This is a genomic window from Gracilimonas sp. B-17 (assembly GCF_056857935.1).
Window position 1 is genome coordinate 809,332 of sequence record NZ_JBSXOA010000011.1, and the last position, 15,753, is coordinate 825,084.

At 44.3% G+C, this 15,753-nt stretch carries 16 protein-coding genes; 6 read left to right on the plus strand and 10 right to left on the minus strand.

Translation table 11 applies throughout. From position 1 onward, the window contains the following. Positions 1-42: 42 nt before the first annotated feature. Positions 43-1,077, minus strand: coding sequence for a serine hydrolase domain-containing protein (locus AC13FX_RS08540; RefSeq protein ID WP_482880128.1), 1,035 nt, complete (start codon positions 1,075-1,077; stop codon positions 43-45). Between the two features lie 607 nt (positions 1,078-1,684). On the opposite strand from AC13FX_RS08540, the gene AC13FX_RS08545 reads away from it, so the two are divergent. Then, positions 1,685-2,914: a serine hydrolase domain-containing protein gene (locus AC13FX_RS08545; RefSeq protein ID WP_482880129.1), complete on the plus strand. Its 1,230-nt coding sequence runs from the start codon at positions 1,685-1,687 to the stop codon at positions 2,912-2,914. A gap of 389 nt (positions 2,915-3,303) precedes the next feature. Here the strand turns inward: AC13FX_RS08545 and AC13FX_RS08550 are convergent, their stop codons facing one another. Next, positions 3,304-3,555, minus strand: a complete 252-nt coding sequence (locus AC13FX_RS08550; protein ID WP_482880130.1) for a GIY-YIG nuclease family protein — start codon at positions 3,553-3,555, stop codon at positions 3,304-3,306. 56 nt (positions 3,556-3,611) lie between these two features. Here AC13FX_RS08550 and AC13FX_RS08555 point away from each other — a divergent pair, with 56 nt between their 5' ends. After that, positions 3,612-3,884 (plus strand): hypothetical protein, encoded by a 273-nt coding sequence (locus AC13FX_RS08555; RefSeq protein ID WP_482880131.1) that lies wholly within the window; start codon positions 3,612-3,614, stop codon positions 3,882-3,884. Positions 3,885-3,984: 100 nt separating this feature from the next. On the opposite strand, the gene AC13FX_RS08560 is transcribed toward AC13FX_RS08555, so the two are convergent. The 8 genes from AC13FX_RS08560 to AC13FX_RS08595 all read right to left on the minus strand — a co-directional run bounded on the left by AC13FX_RS08560 (position 3,985) and on the right by AC13FX_RS08595 (position 12,321). Next, positions 3,985-4,482 (minus strand): YybH family protein, encoded by a 498-nt coding sequence (locus AC13FX_RS08560; protein WP_482880132.1) that lies wholly within the window; start codon positions 4,480-4,482, stop codon positions 3,985-3,987. 167 nt (positions 4,483-4,649) lie between these two features. Continuing rightward, a complete protein-coding gene (locus tag AC13FX_RS08565; RefSeq protein WP_482880133.1) occupies positions 4,650-5,519 on the minus strand; it encodes a helix-turn-helix domain-containing protein in 870 nt (289 codons plus the stop codon). Between the two features lie 601 nt (positions 5,520-6,120). Next, positions 6,121-7,119, minus strand: coding sequence for an aldo/keto reductase (locus AC13FX_RS08570; protein WP_482880134.1), 999 nt, complete (start codon positions 7,117-7,119; stop codon positions 6,121-6,123). A 689-nt stretch (positions 7,120-7,808) separates the two neighbouring features. Further along, complete coding sequence (locus tag AC13FX_RS08575; RefSeq protein WP_482880135.1) at positions 7,809-8,405, minus strand: hypothetical protein; 597 nt, start codon at positions 8,403-8,405, stop codon at positions 7,809-7,811. 171 nt (positions 8,406-8,576) lie between these two features. Then, positions 8,577-9,251 (minus strand): hypothetical protein, encoded by a 675-nt coding sequence (locus tag AC13FX_RS08580; RefSeq protein ID WP_482880136.1) that lies wholly within the window; start codon positions 9,249-9,251, stop codon positions 8,577-8,579. 195 nt (positions 9,252-9,446) lie between these two features. After that, positions 9,447-10,157, minus strand: a complete 711-nt coding sequence (locus tag AC13FX_RS08585) for an FRG domain-containing protein (RefSeq protein WP_482880137.1) — start codon at positions 10,155-10,157, stop codon at positions 9,447-9,449. 228 nt (positions 10,158-10,385) lie between these two features. Further along, positions 10,386-11,693, minus strand: a complete 1,308-nt coding sequence (locus tag AC13FX_RS08590) for an APC family permease (RefSeq protein ID WP_482880138.1) — start codon at positions 11,691-11,693, stop codon at positions 10,386-10,388. A 127-nt stretch (positions 11,694-11,820) separates the two neighbouring features. Further along, positions 11,821-12,321, minus strand: a complete 501-nt coding sequence (locus AC13FX_RS08595; RefSeq protein ID WP_482880139.1) for a hypothetical protein — start codon at positions 12,319-12,321, stop codon at positions 11,821-11,823. Between the two features lie 98 nt (positions 12,322-12,419). On the opposite strand from AC13FX_RS08595, the gene AC13FX_RS08600 reads away from it, so the two are divergent. From AC13FX_RS08600 to AC13FX_RS08615, 4 genes are all read left to right on the plus strand, one after another. Further along, the gene (locus tag AC13FX_RS08600) at positions 12,420-12,779 is read left to right on the plus strand and encodes an arsenate reductase family protein (protein ID WP_482880140.1); all 360 of its coding nucleotides are present in this window, start codon (positions 12,420-12,422) and stop codon (positions 12,777-12,779) included. Continuing rightward, entirely contained in the window at positions 12,776-13,591 is an 816-nt protein-coding gene (locus tag AC13FX_RS08605) for a DUF3108 domain-containing protein (RefSeq protein WP_482880141.1), read from the plus strand. Before AC13FX_RS08600 ends, AC13FX_RS08605 begins: the two co-directional genes overlap by 4 nt. After that, a complete protein-coding gene (dut, locus tag AC13FX_RS08610) occupies positions 13,588-14,034 on the plus strand; it encodes a dUTP diphosphatase (protein WP_482880142.1) in 447 nt (148 codons plus the stop codon). Before AC13FX_RS08605 ends, dut begins: the two co-directional genes overlap by 4 nt. A 195-nt stretch (positions 14,035-14,229) precedes the next feature. Beyond that, positions 14,230-15,480, plus strand: coding sequence for an MFS transporter (locus AC13FX_RS08615; RefSeq protein WP_482880143.1), 1,251 nt, complete (start codon positions 14,230-14,232; stop codon positions 15,478-15,480). Positions 15,481-15,753 lie beyond the last annotated feature (273 nt).

The following is a 15,753-nucleotide window of genomic DNA, read 5'->3' on the forward strand; positions in this document are numbered from 1 at the left end:
ATTGATAATTTGGATCATACCTACGGTAAAAGTCCCTATGTGTTACGAAGTATTGCGAAGCACATTAACAATACGTTCATAGACGATCTCTGATAAACTCCAGGTGTAACCGTCAAAATTCGTTGTATTAACAAATTGAATGACCACCGTGTCAATGTCGCGATGGTATTTGGCAATACTTTGATAACCGGGGATCAAACCGGTGTGGTCAAATTTGTAAATTGAAGCATAGATCTCCTGTTCCTCTTCATTTAACAAAGACCCATCGTTCAGAGCCCGCAAGAAATTGCCCACATCTTCTGCAGTCGCCACCATGGATGCATAATCCGTTGTTTTGATGTCCTCTTCGACACCCACATAATAGCCACTCATCAGGTCGTCCATGTCAATCTCATGAATGGAGCTGAAGGTGTTTTTGAGGCCTAAAGGGGTCAGGATCTCTTTTCTAATGAATTGGGAGTGCTCCATTCCGGATATCTTCTCCACAAGGAGGTTGATCAACAGGTAGTTGGTATTTGAATACTCATAGCTTGATCCCGGTTCAAAGCTGGCCGGTAGATCCAGCACCCGTTCAAGAGCTTCTTCACTGCTTTTTTGGGGATCGATCCAGAAATTGGGGGTATCCGTTAAATTTGGGATCCCACTTCGATGCTGCACCATCATTTTCAGTGTGATCTGATCAGCGTACTCAATTCTTCCTTCCAGTTCAGGAAAGTACTCGGCCAGAGTCTTATCCAGTGACAAACGTCCGTTTGCTACCAATTTTGTGATCGAGACCGCATCATATAGTTTTCCAATACTGGCGATCTTGAATAAGGCATGAGGATCGGCCGGTATCCGTTCCGCTCTGTTTTTCCAGCCTGCAGTGTAAAAAGTGGGTTCCTTCCCGCCTTGATCAACATACACGATGATCCCATCAAACCCATGACCGATCGCATTATCAACTTCTTCCTGCACGGTGTCAGATAAGGGGGGTATCCATGCTTTAAGCAGAGCCCATGGCACAAAATACAGGGAGATGATGGTCCCAATAAGCAGGGCGGCTCTGGCTATAGACTTTTTTTGTTTTTTGGTCATGTTCTTTAATTAAATAGAAACACAATTTACTGAAATTTGAAGATGCTTTACGCGTGAATGTTACCCGGGTTACAATATGCTTTGCGACTTGTACGAATCATTGCGAAGCTCGAGTTACATGACGAGCATGAAGGCTAAGTTCTGTCTGAATACAAATCGTCCATCGAAAATCGGTCGTTCGGTGAATCGGTCATTCAATACTGATCAAGCTAAATTTGTACTTAATATCAATCTCCGAAAAAAGATCATATCCAAAAGCCCGACCCGGTCATTCCCACGAAAGCGGGAATCTAATGAGTGCCGGTGCTTCAGTAGTCATAATCAGTATCAACTCATTAGATTTCGGGTCTGTCTTCCGGCAAAGGAGGGCTATCGCCGAGAAATGACCACATACTATTTAATGCTCTCAGCGCAAAGCCTGCCAGCCCTGCCGTAACAACGCCATCCCTGAAACTCCAGCTTCAAATTCAGTGCGAATGAGGAATAAAAAAGTCCAATTCCCAATACTATATTTCATTGAAGTCAGTTTTTTAGTATGCTTGGCAAGCACTTATCTTATACATAACCATAACATGAATGGCAGCCTGATGCTGCATAATGTGATCCTGTGACCCGAATTCTTTCCGCATGTTTCTTACTTCTATTAGTTTCCGGTACGTATCTGGCCTGTACCGATCTCAAATCTGAGCCAAAGGAAGCTCCAAAAGCTGACAAAGACAGCACATGGGTAATGGATGATTCCCTGGCTAATTACCTGGATGACTTTGAACGTGATTTTGAAGAGGGATTGAACCAAAAACGCATTCCCGGAGGAGCAGTTGTGATCGTTAAAGATGGCCGTGTGGTCTTTCAAAAGGGTTTTGGAGTGAAAGAGAATGGCAAGCCTGAAGAAGTAAATGAACATACGGTATTCAGGCTTGGAAGTGTCTCTAAAGGTTTTGCCTCGGTGCTGACAGGCGTTTTTGTGGAGCAAGGAGTTGTAAGCTGGGATGAGCCGGTATCCCGTTACCTGAATAATTTTCAGCTTAACGATCCGGAACAATCGGAACGGATTAAAGTGAAGCATTTATTATCGCACACTTCAGGATTACCCAGACATGCCTATACGAATCTAGTCGAAGACGGACTGTCATTGGATCGCATCATTCCCCGGCTGGAACAGGTCCCACTGATCGCAAGGGAAGGAGAGCAAATTGCCTATCAGAATGCGGCTTATTCGGTGATCGAAAAAGTGCTGGAAGTGCAGGCTGATACCGGCTTCAATGCCCTGCTTCATGAAAAGCTCTTCAAGCCCTTAGATATGGATCATGCCTCGGCCAGTTTTGAAAGTATTAGAAACGCCGCTAACAAAGCATCTCCTCACGTGTATCATTCCAGGTCGCATGGACGCGTTCCCATCCCTATTTCCCGAAAGTACTATAATGCGGTTTCATCAGGTGGGATCAATGCGTCTGCTTCCGATATGGGAAAATGGCTGCTGCTGTTAACCGGACATTATCCGGAAGTGATCTCCAAAGAAACCCTAAGCACGATCTATGAACCTTTGGCTACCATCAATAACCGACGGTTCAGCAGGCATTGGAACGGGGTGAATAGATCACATTATGGAATGGGGTGGAGGACGCTGGATAATAACGGTCAGAAGGTCGTGTACCATGGGGGATACGTAAACGGATACCGCAGTGAGATCGCTTTTGCTCCTGATGAGGGACTTGGGATCTGTGTGCTTATCAATTCGAATTCAAGCTATCCGCTGACGGTTATTCCGGATCTTTTTGAACAATTCCGAGCTGGCGCTGATGGAGGACCGAAGGCGGTGGACCGGGGACCGGAGTAGGGAATTTCAATATCCAATATCCAACAAGGAATATCCAAGGTTGAAGGGGTAGTAATGATCATTCACTCCATACCGGTCATTCCCGCGAAGGCGGGAATCCAATAGCCTCCAGTGCTTCAATGGCATAATCTTAATCAACCTATTAGATTTCGGGCATTCGCCGCGAAATGACCATATAGTATTGAATTTACTGGTAGGAAAGTTTGAATTTCCTCACACATACTCGTTACTAAGCTCCTGCTTAGTAACGCAGTCCCGGAAGCTCCGGCTTCCTATTATGTGCCAGCTGAACAAGACCAGATAGGAAGGCAGAGCCTCAAAGGGGCATTCCGGAGCAGAACACAGGAACGAGGGATTAAGTGATTCATTTCTGTGTGTAAGATACAGTCTCAAAGTTCTTGCTTGATCAGCGCTTCCTTTTCCTGCCTCAAAAACTGCTTGATCTCGTATTCCCTCTTGCAGGCGGTGGATTGATCGGTGACTTCTTCAACATACACCATTCTTTCCGGTGGATGGGCCCGCAGGTACCGGGCTCCGGTTCCCTGACGGTGCTGATGCCATCGCCTTATGAGATGATTGGTGCATCCGGTATACAGGCTGCCATCGGTGCAACGGATGATGTATACAAACCAGGTATTCATGGAGAGATTATTGTGAAATTAGCGCGTCTTATTATGATAGAGGGATGATATAACCTATGGAATATCGAATATCCAACACGGAATATCCAATGTTCAAGTTGTCTCTTATCTCAACATTGGAGGTTGATGTGGACTTTGGTGTGAGACTGATGACCGACGACCGGGGACGGAGGACCGTGGACCGGAGTAAGAATATTCAACATCCAACAAGGAACATCCAAAGTTCAGGTGTTGGTAATGGACTATCTACCGAAGCCCGGTCATTCCCGCGAAGGCGGGAATCTAGTGAGTGCCATTGCTTCAACGTATTAATTTGTACCGAACTATAAGATCTCGTGCCTGCCTGACGGTATAGGCAGGCATTCGCTAAGAAATGACTACTTACTCAAATTGATGCTAAGCTCCGGAGTTAGGAAATAAGGGACTTATCTACATGGTTTTCAGGGGTGAGTGATGTTCGTGAACGATTTTCCATTCTCCCTTTTCATTTTTTACAAATACCAGGCTGATCTGATCATTCACAATAGAGGTGTCTTCCTCAAACTTTAAATGAAAATCAGAATGAAAGGTGACCACGGCTACGTTTCCGTGATAAACCGCTACTTTCATGTCATTAGCATCCATTTTCACAACTTCTGTCACGTTTCCGAAAACTTCCCGTTCAAAGGCTTCGTTTTCTTCACCGCCATTGCGAGGTGCCCCTTGTTTAAACTCAGTAAAATTTGGTCCATATGCATGAAATGAGATCAACTTGTCTATGTCACCCATTTTGATGCTTTCAGTAATTGCACCCATTGTTTCCATTACTTCGGCTTTTTCCTTCGAATATTCTTTCGTGGCCACATTTTCTGATTGTGCCTGAAGAAGCGCAAATCCACAAATGGTAAGAAGTGTACTTAAAAAAGGTGTTTTGAAAAAACTATTCATGATAGTCCCCGTTTGAAAGATTAGAAATTTAGAAATCACTGAAAACTGAAAATATTTTTTATTCACAGAATTGCCTTTAAATTCAGGTTCCATGCATTATTTCAGTGATGTAATAGCTTTCAGCATATTAAAATATTGCACCAATCTACTGTACAAATCGGACAATCTTATAACATTTTCGGGGCATCAAGAAAGTTTTGGCAGAGAGGGTTGATATCCTGAATAAACTCTGAGGGGGGGAGTGCAACTTTGGTCCTGAAGTCGCGTGCCAAATGAGCTACATCATAATAACCGGCCTTAAAAGCGATTTCGCCCAAACGGGCATTGGGGTTCCGCTGAATGAGTTCCATAGCGTATTGGATCTGCCAGATCTTAGCATATCGTTTTGGTGAAAGACCTACTTTTAGTTTAAACTGGCGGTTCAATGTACGTCGACTCATGAAACATAGTTTGGCCAGTTTGTCGACTGTGATCAAACCTCTTGTATGAATGATGTTATTTACTGCGTGGTATATAGGGTCATTTTGGTATACAGTTTTTGGGGGAAGAGTTTTTTCAAAAAATTCATTTATATACGGATCATCAAATGAGTTAATTTGATGACTCATTTCAGTTTTTTCCAGAAACCGGTCTTTCAGATCAATAATATGGCATATTCGTACCTGCCGGTTTAACAGTTCAGACATAGGGATCTTCAATAGGTGGTAACCAATTACCGGATGAACTTTCATTGCATATACGGCTCCGTTTCCCTTATGACTAACATCTAATGAACTCCTGGAAAATAAACCGGAAATGTATAAATGATTAGGCTGTGTCACAGATCTTTCATAGTTCAAGAACCGGGTTGTTATGTCTTTTCCAACAAACATATTGAATATCAAGAAACCGGTACGCGGGAACATTGTATTGAACGTTCGGGGAATAGAAAATCCGACGTATGAGTAAGTAAAACGGTAATCTTTTAATAGTTTTGAACCTTTGCCAAACTTCATATGCACTTTTGCCCCGGGAACAGTGAGGGTTTGTAAATCCATAATATTTTTCGCTTAGATGGAAGACAAAAGTAATACCCGTCTGATATCCTAAAATGGAAAGATTAGTCATAAAGTCAATACTTTGGGTAGGAATACTGATATTAGTTGAAAATTGCAGGAGGAGGAAGGCTTAAGAATACTAATGTCCAACACGGAACATCCAGTGATTTTTGGGGCATATTTTGATTTGCGAATGACCGATGGACTGAGGACGGAAGACCGGGGACCGAAGTATAAATGGATACAGGTCAAACATCACAGGCCGGTCATTCCCGCGAAGGCGGGAATCTAATAGGTGCCAGTGCTTCAACGTATTAATTTGTATCGAACTATTTGATCTCGGGCATTCGTCGTGAAATGACCCAACAATATTTTGATGTGCTGATAGTTAGGTTCCGGCTTCAATAACAGAGCTAGGGTAGGTGATTTACGAATGAACGATGGACCGAACGACCGATCTATGAGGGGTAACCATCATTTTGCTGGTTGAAAACTTTAACTTCCTCACATAAAAGAACACATCGGAGGCGGAGCCTCGCCGGGGCATTCCGGAGCAGAGCTCCGAAACTAGGACAAACGAGAACAAGGAGATTAAACCTAACTACCAGGCATATGCCATGGGAGCTTCGCCACCGGGACCCGGGAAGATCTCATCCAGTTTTTCGAGTGTTTCATCGTCCAGTTGAATACTGGCAGCGCGGACGGCACTTTCTAGCTGTTCAACGGTTCTTGGGCCAATAATGGGGGCAGTCACAATTGGATTGTGAAGCAACCAGGCTAATGCTACTTCTGCTGGCGGATGCCCAATTTTTTTACATAAAGCTTCATATTTTTTAAGCTGATCGCGTTTCTTTTCAATCTCTTTCACAGATTCCTCATCGGCGCGTCGTCCTTCATTCTGTTTTTGGAGTGCACCCCCCAGTAAACCGCCTGCTAAAGGGCTCCATGGAATTAAACCAAGTCCGTAATGTCTGCATGCGGGAATAACTTCTAATTCGAGCATTCTATTATCAAGATTGTAAATGCTTTGCTCACTAACCAAACCTAACATTCCGCGTTTGGATGCTTCCTGACAAGCTGTTGCAATATCCCATCCCGCAAAATTACTTGACCCAACGTATACAACTTTACCCTGTTTAATTAATGTATCAAAGCTTTGCCATGTTTCATCCCAGGGGCATTTATGATCAATATGGTGCATCTGGTACAGATCAATTCTATCTGTCTGTAACCGTTTGAGGCTACCTTCACAATGTTTCCGGATCTTATAAGCACTCAGGCTACGTCCGTCACTGTTTACTTCAGGTAAATTTTCTTTTCGATCAACCGGGTTATACACTTTGGTTGAGAGCACAATAGCATCTCTTCTTCCACCGCCTTGGGCAATCCACCGGCCTATTATTTCTTCTGTATATCCATGCTGTTCCGTCCATCCATACACATCAGCGGTATCAAAGAAATTGATGCCTAACTCCAGTGCCCGATCCATGATCTTGAAACTGTCTTCTTCATTCGTTTTCCAGCCAAAATTCATCGTTCCCAGGCAAATATTGCTAACGAGTACACCGTGTCTCCCAAGTCTTTTGTGTTCTACACTCATGATCTTCAGTTTTTTAATTAATTAGTTCATTTATGGTATTCAGAATGAAAGAAGGATATAGGGTCTTCTATGAAAAAAAGTCTTCTTTGAAATAAAACTTCTCAATTTTTAATTAAAGAGTTTACAAATGTATTATGAAGGCGTTATAAAGCAATTAGAAGGATGAACATCCAACACAGTATATTCAACGATGAATGGGTGTGCTTTGATTTGCGTACCACACCGGTAGTCTCCGACGTCTGTGATTGCGATCAGAAACGCTTATGTGAATTGATGAACCACCGAAGGCCGGTCATTCCCGCGAAGGCGGGAATCTAAAAGTTGCCATTGCTTCAACGTATTATTTTGTCTCGAACTATTAGATTTCGGGCATTCGCCGCGAAATGACCACTTCCGGCATATTGCAAGGCACATGCACTCGTTGCTAAGCCCCGGCTTAGCAACGTTTTCCCTGAAGCTCCTGCTTCCTATTTTGTGCAACTGTGCAAGACTAGATAAGAGGCAGAGCCTCAATTGAGCATTCCAGAGCAGAGCACCGGAACGAGAACAAATGACCACGTAGTATTTATTGTGTTGGTCGCTAAGTTTGAGCTTACTCCTTTATTAGAGAACACCGGAGACAAAGTCTCTTTAGTATAATCCGGAGCTGAGCTCCGAAACGAGGAGAATTAATTGCCTGACTTCAAATGTTATTTTCCTTTACATAAATTGTTCACTTCTATTGTTTGATCGTAGTGTTTTTCAACAAGCTTTGAAAAATGCTGATACTCCTCCAATAAATTGGTTTGTATTCGCAGAAGCTCTCGAATTACAGCCTGCTCACCTGCCGGAGTCTTTGCTTGTCCTTGTTCCATCTGTTTTTCTTGAAGTATAACGGTAAACAAAGCGGTAACATAGGATTTCGAAATTGAACGATGATCGCTTTGATTGGCATAAATTTTTTCAATATTTGCCACAATTTCATAATCAAGATGGGGAGCCGCACCAATCGTTTTTGCAGCATCCCATGATTGATTGCGAAGTAACCCGATCTGTATACCTCCGGGTTGGCGATCTCCATTTGCAACGGCCTGATGATATGATTGAACGTTGTTAATTCGTGTGCAGTTACTCTGAACTTCCTGAACTATCCCTCGCAAAGCTCTTTCTGCTAATTGCTCTTGCGACTGAGATTGACGCCAACTGTTGAGTCCAAGAGCCAGCAATACACTGAAGACCACCAGAGCTGCCTCAATACTTAGTAATTTCCATGGAAGCTTATTCAAATTATTTTTGATACTAAACATATGTAAAGGCTTACTCTGTTAAATATTACGGTGTAGATCAAATTATGTACTTGTGTCGTGCAAATTAGGATAGATGGTATTGCAATTTGTACTATGGGAACTAAGCAGATCGAATGTGGAAACCGAGGGAATGGTACGTCCCTGCGAACTGGCTAATCTTATTACTCAATATTAATTTCCCTCAATCACAATGCCTCGTTCAGGGGTATATATAATGTCGTGTTCTTTTAAAATGGAACCGATCTTTTGAGGGGCTTTAAGTACGCGCTCATTGTACCAAATAAAGCTTTTTTCAACCGCTGAATAAGGTTCACTTACCTTTTCTTGTACTTTGTCTTTTATAATTTGACTTGCTTTCTGTTTGCCTACCAGTTCTATCATCGCATCAAACTCGACCCAGGCCACTACCATGTGATTATAGGTAGCCAACCTATCCCCAGCAGGGTTATTGTTATTCTCGGGTACTCCCGGTATCTCAGGATATAACTCCCTTAAACTTTCGATCGCGGCCTTTCGTTTTGCCCATGGAATCCAATGTGCCTGTTCATGTACGAAAATGGAAAGTTGGGTCTGGTCATCGTCCAGATAATCTGTATTGAGTGTGAGGATCGGTCTGCTGTGTGGATCAACCCCTGCTTTGATCTGAACTTCTTGCGTAATGATCCAGGGATCGAGTGGATATTCAGATAATATTCGCTGGATCTGTAGGCGGGCTTCCTCAATTTTCTGCTCTGTAAATGTGACCTGTGTCTCTGTACCACTCTGTGCATAGGATTTCTTAATATTCCAACAAATACAAACAAAAAATAGAAGAATAATTCGACTTAAATATGAAGGAAATTTCATGAAATTATTTTGATTGAGGTTATGAATGAAAATGAAGAAATATGGTAACTGTGGACAGGGTTACCGCTGTAGATGATTTTGGTCGACCGTCGCTTCTGGATAAACTAAATTAAGCCATTTGAACCGTGTGGCCCTGGCATGCGTTTCCAACCGGGGGTTGGGATTGAGTTTAACCGCCTATAATAGTACGATTTGTTATTTACGATATTTGTTGAAAATATATTTCCCAAGTGAATCTAAATCTCTGAAAATTGAATGCTCGTTAATTCCACAACTTTCAAGTGTTTTCAGGATTGAATCTGAACAACCGTCTTTGATTATAACTTTATTTAATCTCGTTTCATCTTGATAATCAATATCTGCTCTTTGATAAAAACCATCTCCATGATATGAGTGTAAACTAAACCAACCCAATTGTGATGTAACCCGAGAGATGATAGTAGCTGGCTTGAATAGCTTAAGATTATTTTGTTCAAATACTGGGATCTTCGAATCATTTATAATCATCTCGCTTCCTCTTTCAACACTTAAAATCCATACAACAGCTGAATCATCTTTATTAGGATTTTTATTTACAGCAAAAAATAATGCTGCAAGTGCATTTTCTGTCCAATCTAAAAGTCTTGTGGGAAGTCCGTGATGTTGAGCAATTGTAAGTTTTTCTAAATCATTATTTGGATAGTAGCTTAAATATTGAATACTGTGAACGTTGAATTCGTCCAGCATTCGTTTTTCATCAACATTCCTACTTTTGGCGAAATAATGCCTGGCAATTTTTGGTATTAAAGCTCGATCTGTGTTTTGTCCACGGAAAAGAGTAATTCGGTTATCTTCAACAATTCTAGATTCAAGCTGACTAATAAAATCTGAAACACTTGAGATAGTAATACTTGGAATATCAGTCATGATAAAAATGCTATAAAATAATATTATGCGATTTGTAATCTCGATGAGACTTTCAGATTAGACTCGAAAAACTTATCCCCTAAAATACCATCTTTGGAAGTAAAGTCAATTTAAGTGGTTAAGCGATATGAATATCCAATATCCAACACGGAACATCCAATGATGAAGTTGGTGTTTTGATCTGCGAATGATCGATCAGCGATGGACCGATCTGTGAAGTGGGTGTGGTTATTTTGCAGGTTTATTTCGGCTGAGGAGATACAATCCGGTGCCGATGGCGATAAAGAGAGCCGTCAACCAGATGGAACTGAAGCTGACCTGAAACATGAGCCAGATACAGGCGAGGATGCCAAGGACCGGGATGAGGTATCCGCCTTTGAGGATAAATGGGCTTTGGTCCTTGAAACGGGGACGCAGCTTGGGAATGGCGCCACAGCTGATAATGAAGAGGAACAGTCGGGAAAGTACCGTCATAGCGGCCAGGTAGGTAAAGGAACCCAGTGCGGCGAAGATAAAGGCCAGCACGCCAAAGAAGATCACGGAGTTGGTGGGCGTCAGGAATTTGGGATGTACCCTGCCAAACCATTCGGGCAGGGAGCCTTCAATGGATAAGGCATAGGTAAGCCGGGGCGTGGAAAACATAGTGCTTACCAGGTTGCCGGTTACCGAAGCCACCACGCCGATCATCAGGATGATGGCACCAATGGGACCAAAGAGTACGCCCGAGGCATCGAGCAGCGGGGAAGTGGTATCACCCAGGTTAGGGACGGCTGCCTGTGCTACCAGCTGTATGAACATGTATAGGATCACCACGGAACCGAGTCCTAAAAGCAAGGCCAGGGGCATGTCGCGCTCGGGATTCTTTGATTCACCGGCCGGCACCACAGCGCCTTCAAAGCCCACGAAGGCATAGATCAGCAGCAGGGCCGCAGCTCCAAGATCGGATACCGGTGGAATAGGGCCTTCAAAGGTGGGAGCGAATTCGCTGCCAAGAACGGTCAGTCCTCCAAAGACGAGAAACAGCAGGATGGAAAATTTAAGTACGGTAAAGATGGCCAGTGAGCGGATCGACTCCACGGCTCCCAGCACATTCACAAGGGTCAGCCCACCGATGATGACGGCCAGGGTGATGAGGCGTCCGGTTCCACCCGTGGCAAAATCAAAGAAATACCCGATACTGTCGGTTAGCAGTACGGAGTTGGCAGCAAAGGAAATGAGTCGGGCCACATAGAACAGCCAGCCGGCCTGAAAACCGATAAAGGGACCAAAGGCTTCAGTGCCATATCTGATGGGGCCGCCGGTACCGCGGAAATAACTGCCCAGTTCAGCAAAACTCAGGATCACGGGCAGCATAAGCAGGGCACAGGCCACATAAATATATATGCTGTATTCCCCGGCCAGATCATAGGCTCCGCTTGGCAAGCCAAAGATCCCGGCTCCAACAAAACCATTCACCACCAGCATCCACAAACCCCATAGGCCTATTTTGCGGGGCAGTTTTTCCTGATCATCGGAAGCGGAAACGAGGTGGTTCATGTGTTAATGCTAAAAAAAGATATGTTTTTAATATCGAATATTGAACAAGGAATAATGAATAACGAAATGTCTATGTAGTACCTTCAATATTGGATATTCCTTGTTCGATATTTATTATTCCCCTCGTTTATTCCACCATGATGTCGCCGTAGGAGATCATCTGGCTGTTTCCGTCAAATATGAAGATGCGTTTGAGTCCGCGTGAAGCCTCGGGGGAACCATCGATTCCCAGTTCAAGAGGATTGATAAAGACGGGAGTGATTCCGGGATTCAGGGTTTCAAAATTCTGATAAAGGGTACCGAAGCTGTTGTCCGGATACCGAACCAGGACTTCGAGCCCATTCACTGAATTTACACCGGTCAGTTCCACATCGATCTGCACAGATTGGTTGGTGGCCACAGGGTTCGGTATGGCAGGTACAATATTGATCAATCCCTGAAACAGCGGAGAGGTTCTCCAGTCGTCCTCATCCAGGGAAATGATCTCAGCCTGGGCATTGGTTTCCGTATAACCGGCAGGTTCGGTATAGGCATCCTGCTCAAAATCGCGCTGGGCGTTATTACGGGTACAGGAGGCTGTGAGCAGCAGAATACAGAGAAATACAGGGATCGAAAAAAACTTCTTCATAAAAAGGCACGAACTTAGGGTTCAATACGTTCGAATTTGCGAGAACAAACCGTATCTTTAAGCATCAAAAATACAAAAATCTTTTACTTAATAATATCATGCTTCACATAGTGGGAATTAACAACTGCAACAAGATCCGTGACACTAAAAAATGGATGGATGCGCACGATGTTGAATACGAATTCATCGATATTAAGAAAGCTCCCCTCACCAAAGAAGAACTGAAAGAACTGGAGTTCAAAGTAGGTCTGGATGTGTTGGTTAATAAAAGAGGGCGCAAATGGAGAGACCTCGGGCTGGCCAAAAAGGACCTGTCTGATGAGGAACTGTTTGAGCAGTTGCTGGAACATCAGGTGATGATCAAGCGGCCGGTGCTTATAAAAGACGAAGCCGTTCTGGTGGGGTATGATGAGGATTCCTTCGAGACCTTTGTGGCGGAACCTGAGGAAGAAAAATGAAAGCATTTAAAAAAGTCATCCTGTTAACTGTCCTGTTAGTCTTTGCGGGTGTTGGTGGTTCGCTTGCGGCTCAGGATCTTTACCCGTCTGATAAGGAAACACCCCCCGACATGGAGGTTTTCTTTTCAGTGAAGGAAACCTTTCGCTACGAGGTGAAATACGGTTTCCTGAAACTCGGTTGGGTAAATGTGGAACTGCTGAGTGATACCCTGTATCAGGATCAGGAGCGCAAGCATATCCTGACGGAGATCGAATCCAATTCAAAGATCCCTTTTGTAGGTAAAGAGCTGGACCGATTGCATAGTATCTTTCATGTGAATGAGGATGGCTGGCCGGTGGAAAACAAGTACTGGAAGGATAACATCGACGAAAATGAGATGAACGAAATTCAGTATTGGTTCGACCGCGACCTGGACAAGGTCTACTACAAAGAGGAAGACGGCAGCCGTGATACCCTGGACCTGGAAGATCCTGCCACCTCCGGTCACCTGATCTTTTACGTCTCCCGGATGCATGCCGGCACTCAGCAGGGATTTGCCCTGCCGGTATATGTGACCAAGAAAAAAGGCTATATCTTTGGCCGGAATTCCACAGAACTTGAAGAACGAAGGTATGAAGCTTTTGATGAGCCGGTTCAGGCGTATCTGCTGCAGGGACGGACAGAGAATATTGAAGGACCATTCGGCTTCAGTGGCGATTTCAGAGCCTGGTTCATGAATGATGACCTCAGGATACCACTCGAAGCCCGGGTAAAAGTGCTTTGGGGCAATGTTAAAGTAAAGCTTATAGAATACACGCGCGAAGACCTATGAATAAAGTATTGATCAAAAAACTGGATCACGGAAAAGATCTGCCACTGCCTAGTTATGAAACCATTGCTTCGGCCGGAATGGATATTCGTGCGGCCCTGGAAGCACCCATCATTTTAAAGCCCGGGGAAAGGAAACTGATCCCCACCGGTTTACAAATGGCCCTGCCTGAAGGCTATGAGGCACAGATACGTCCCCGCAGCGGGCTGGCCATACGTAATGGCATCACCATGCTGAATGCTCCCGGTACCATCGATGCCGATTACAGGGGAGAGGTGAAGGTGATCGCCATTAATCATGGGGAAGAGGAATTTGAGATCAGTCATGGCGATCGTATCGCACAAATGGTGATCGCTCCGGTCACGCAGTTTCCTGTGGTTGAAGTAGATGAGTTGGATGAAACGGATCGCGGTGATGGCGGGTTTGGAAGCACCGGCGTGAAGTGATTGTTGAACACTCAACATTCAACTCTGAACTGGAAACGGGTCATGCTGATCCGCCAGCCGGCGGAGAAGCCTTGTCACAGTTCAAAGCGTGTTCGAATATGTGCAGATCCTTCGGAAGTATCCGCAGGATGACCTACAAATAAATTATAAAATCTTTTCAAATAGCTGAAAGCCCGGTGCTGACGGCTGCTTTTTATGTTTGACAATCTTCGTCCGTATTATTCCCTAATTAAAGAAAACCACGATTTTCGTCGCCTTTGGTTGTCCCAGTCGGTGTCAAATTTCGGGGATTGGTTCGGCTTACTGGCACTGTATGCCATCATAGCCCGCTATTCAGATTCTGAATTCCTGCTTGGACTCATCATTGTGGTGAAGATGCTGAGTCTGGCTTTCTTCTCACCCTTTGCCGGATACCTGGCCGACCGATTCAACCGCCGCAAGCTTATGATCTGGTGCGACCTCCTGAGAGGGGTGGCGGTTTTGGGCATTATACTGGTCAGGTCCCCTGAAACCCTTTGGATCGCCTATGTGCTTACTGCCATACAAATGATGTTATCAGCGGTCTTTGAACCGGCAAAAACATCCTCTATTCCCAATGTGACCTCAGAGGAAAACCTGACCAACGCCAACATTATTTCAACGGCTACCTGGAGTATCATTTTTACGACCGGAATGGCCATAGGTGGTTTTGCTACCGATCTTCTGGGAACCGACATGGTGCTGATCCTGGATTCCCTGACCTACGTACTTTCTGCCTGGTTCGTTTTCCGGGCGGTGATCCCTCAGAAGCGTTTGTCAAAGGAGGAGATGTACCGTACCAGAAATCCTTTCAAAGGCATCCGGGAAGGACTCAGGTACCTCTTTGATAACCGGCATATTCTGAGACCTTCACTGGCCAAAGGAACCTCGACGGTCTTTCTGGGAGGATTGGTTTACCTGCTCATTATTGTGAGTGAAGAAGTTTTGATGATGGGAAGTATCGGCCTGGGTTTATTGTATGCGGCAAGAGGCATAGGAACCGGAATTGGTCCTGTGATCGGGCGGAGACTGTTCAGCGATGAAAAGGACTGGGTAATGGTGATGGGGCTTGCGATCACCTTTTGCGGGCTGATGTATATGATCGTGGGTATAGTGAACAGTCTTGTACTGATGCTGATCTTTGTGCTGATGGCTCATGCCGCCTCAGGGGCTAACTGGGTGACCAGTACGGTACTGCTTCAGAAACGCACCCGGGATACCTTTCGGGGCAGGATCTTTAGTACTGAATGGCTTTTGTTTACGATCGGGAGTTCTATTTCAACGACCATCGCTTCCCTGATCCTTGAATTTGATATCATGGGTGTAAAGCCATTGATCCTGGTCTATGGAGGAATTATGGCCATGGGCGGCATTCTCTGGAGCTTCACGATCACTAAGAACGAGCGACTCTGGCAAGAAGCCGGTTGAACATTGACATTCAATATTTAATATCCAATGCAGAACCTTCAAGCGTCCGTAGGTCCTTGAAGCGTTCGGATTTTTGGTAAATATTCTACTTTGAAACCCCTATTAATACAACAATGGATATTTTCAGTCTTTAGCCAAGCGGAGACTGAAAATTGAATATTCGGGAAGTCTCCGACTTCCAATACGGTAAATAACGTGATTTATGCATGTCTGAATTATGGTCTCTTAAGTTATCGCTCGGCAGGATTATTCCTAATTTAAGCTATAATGACT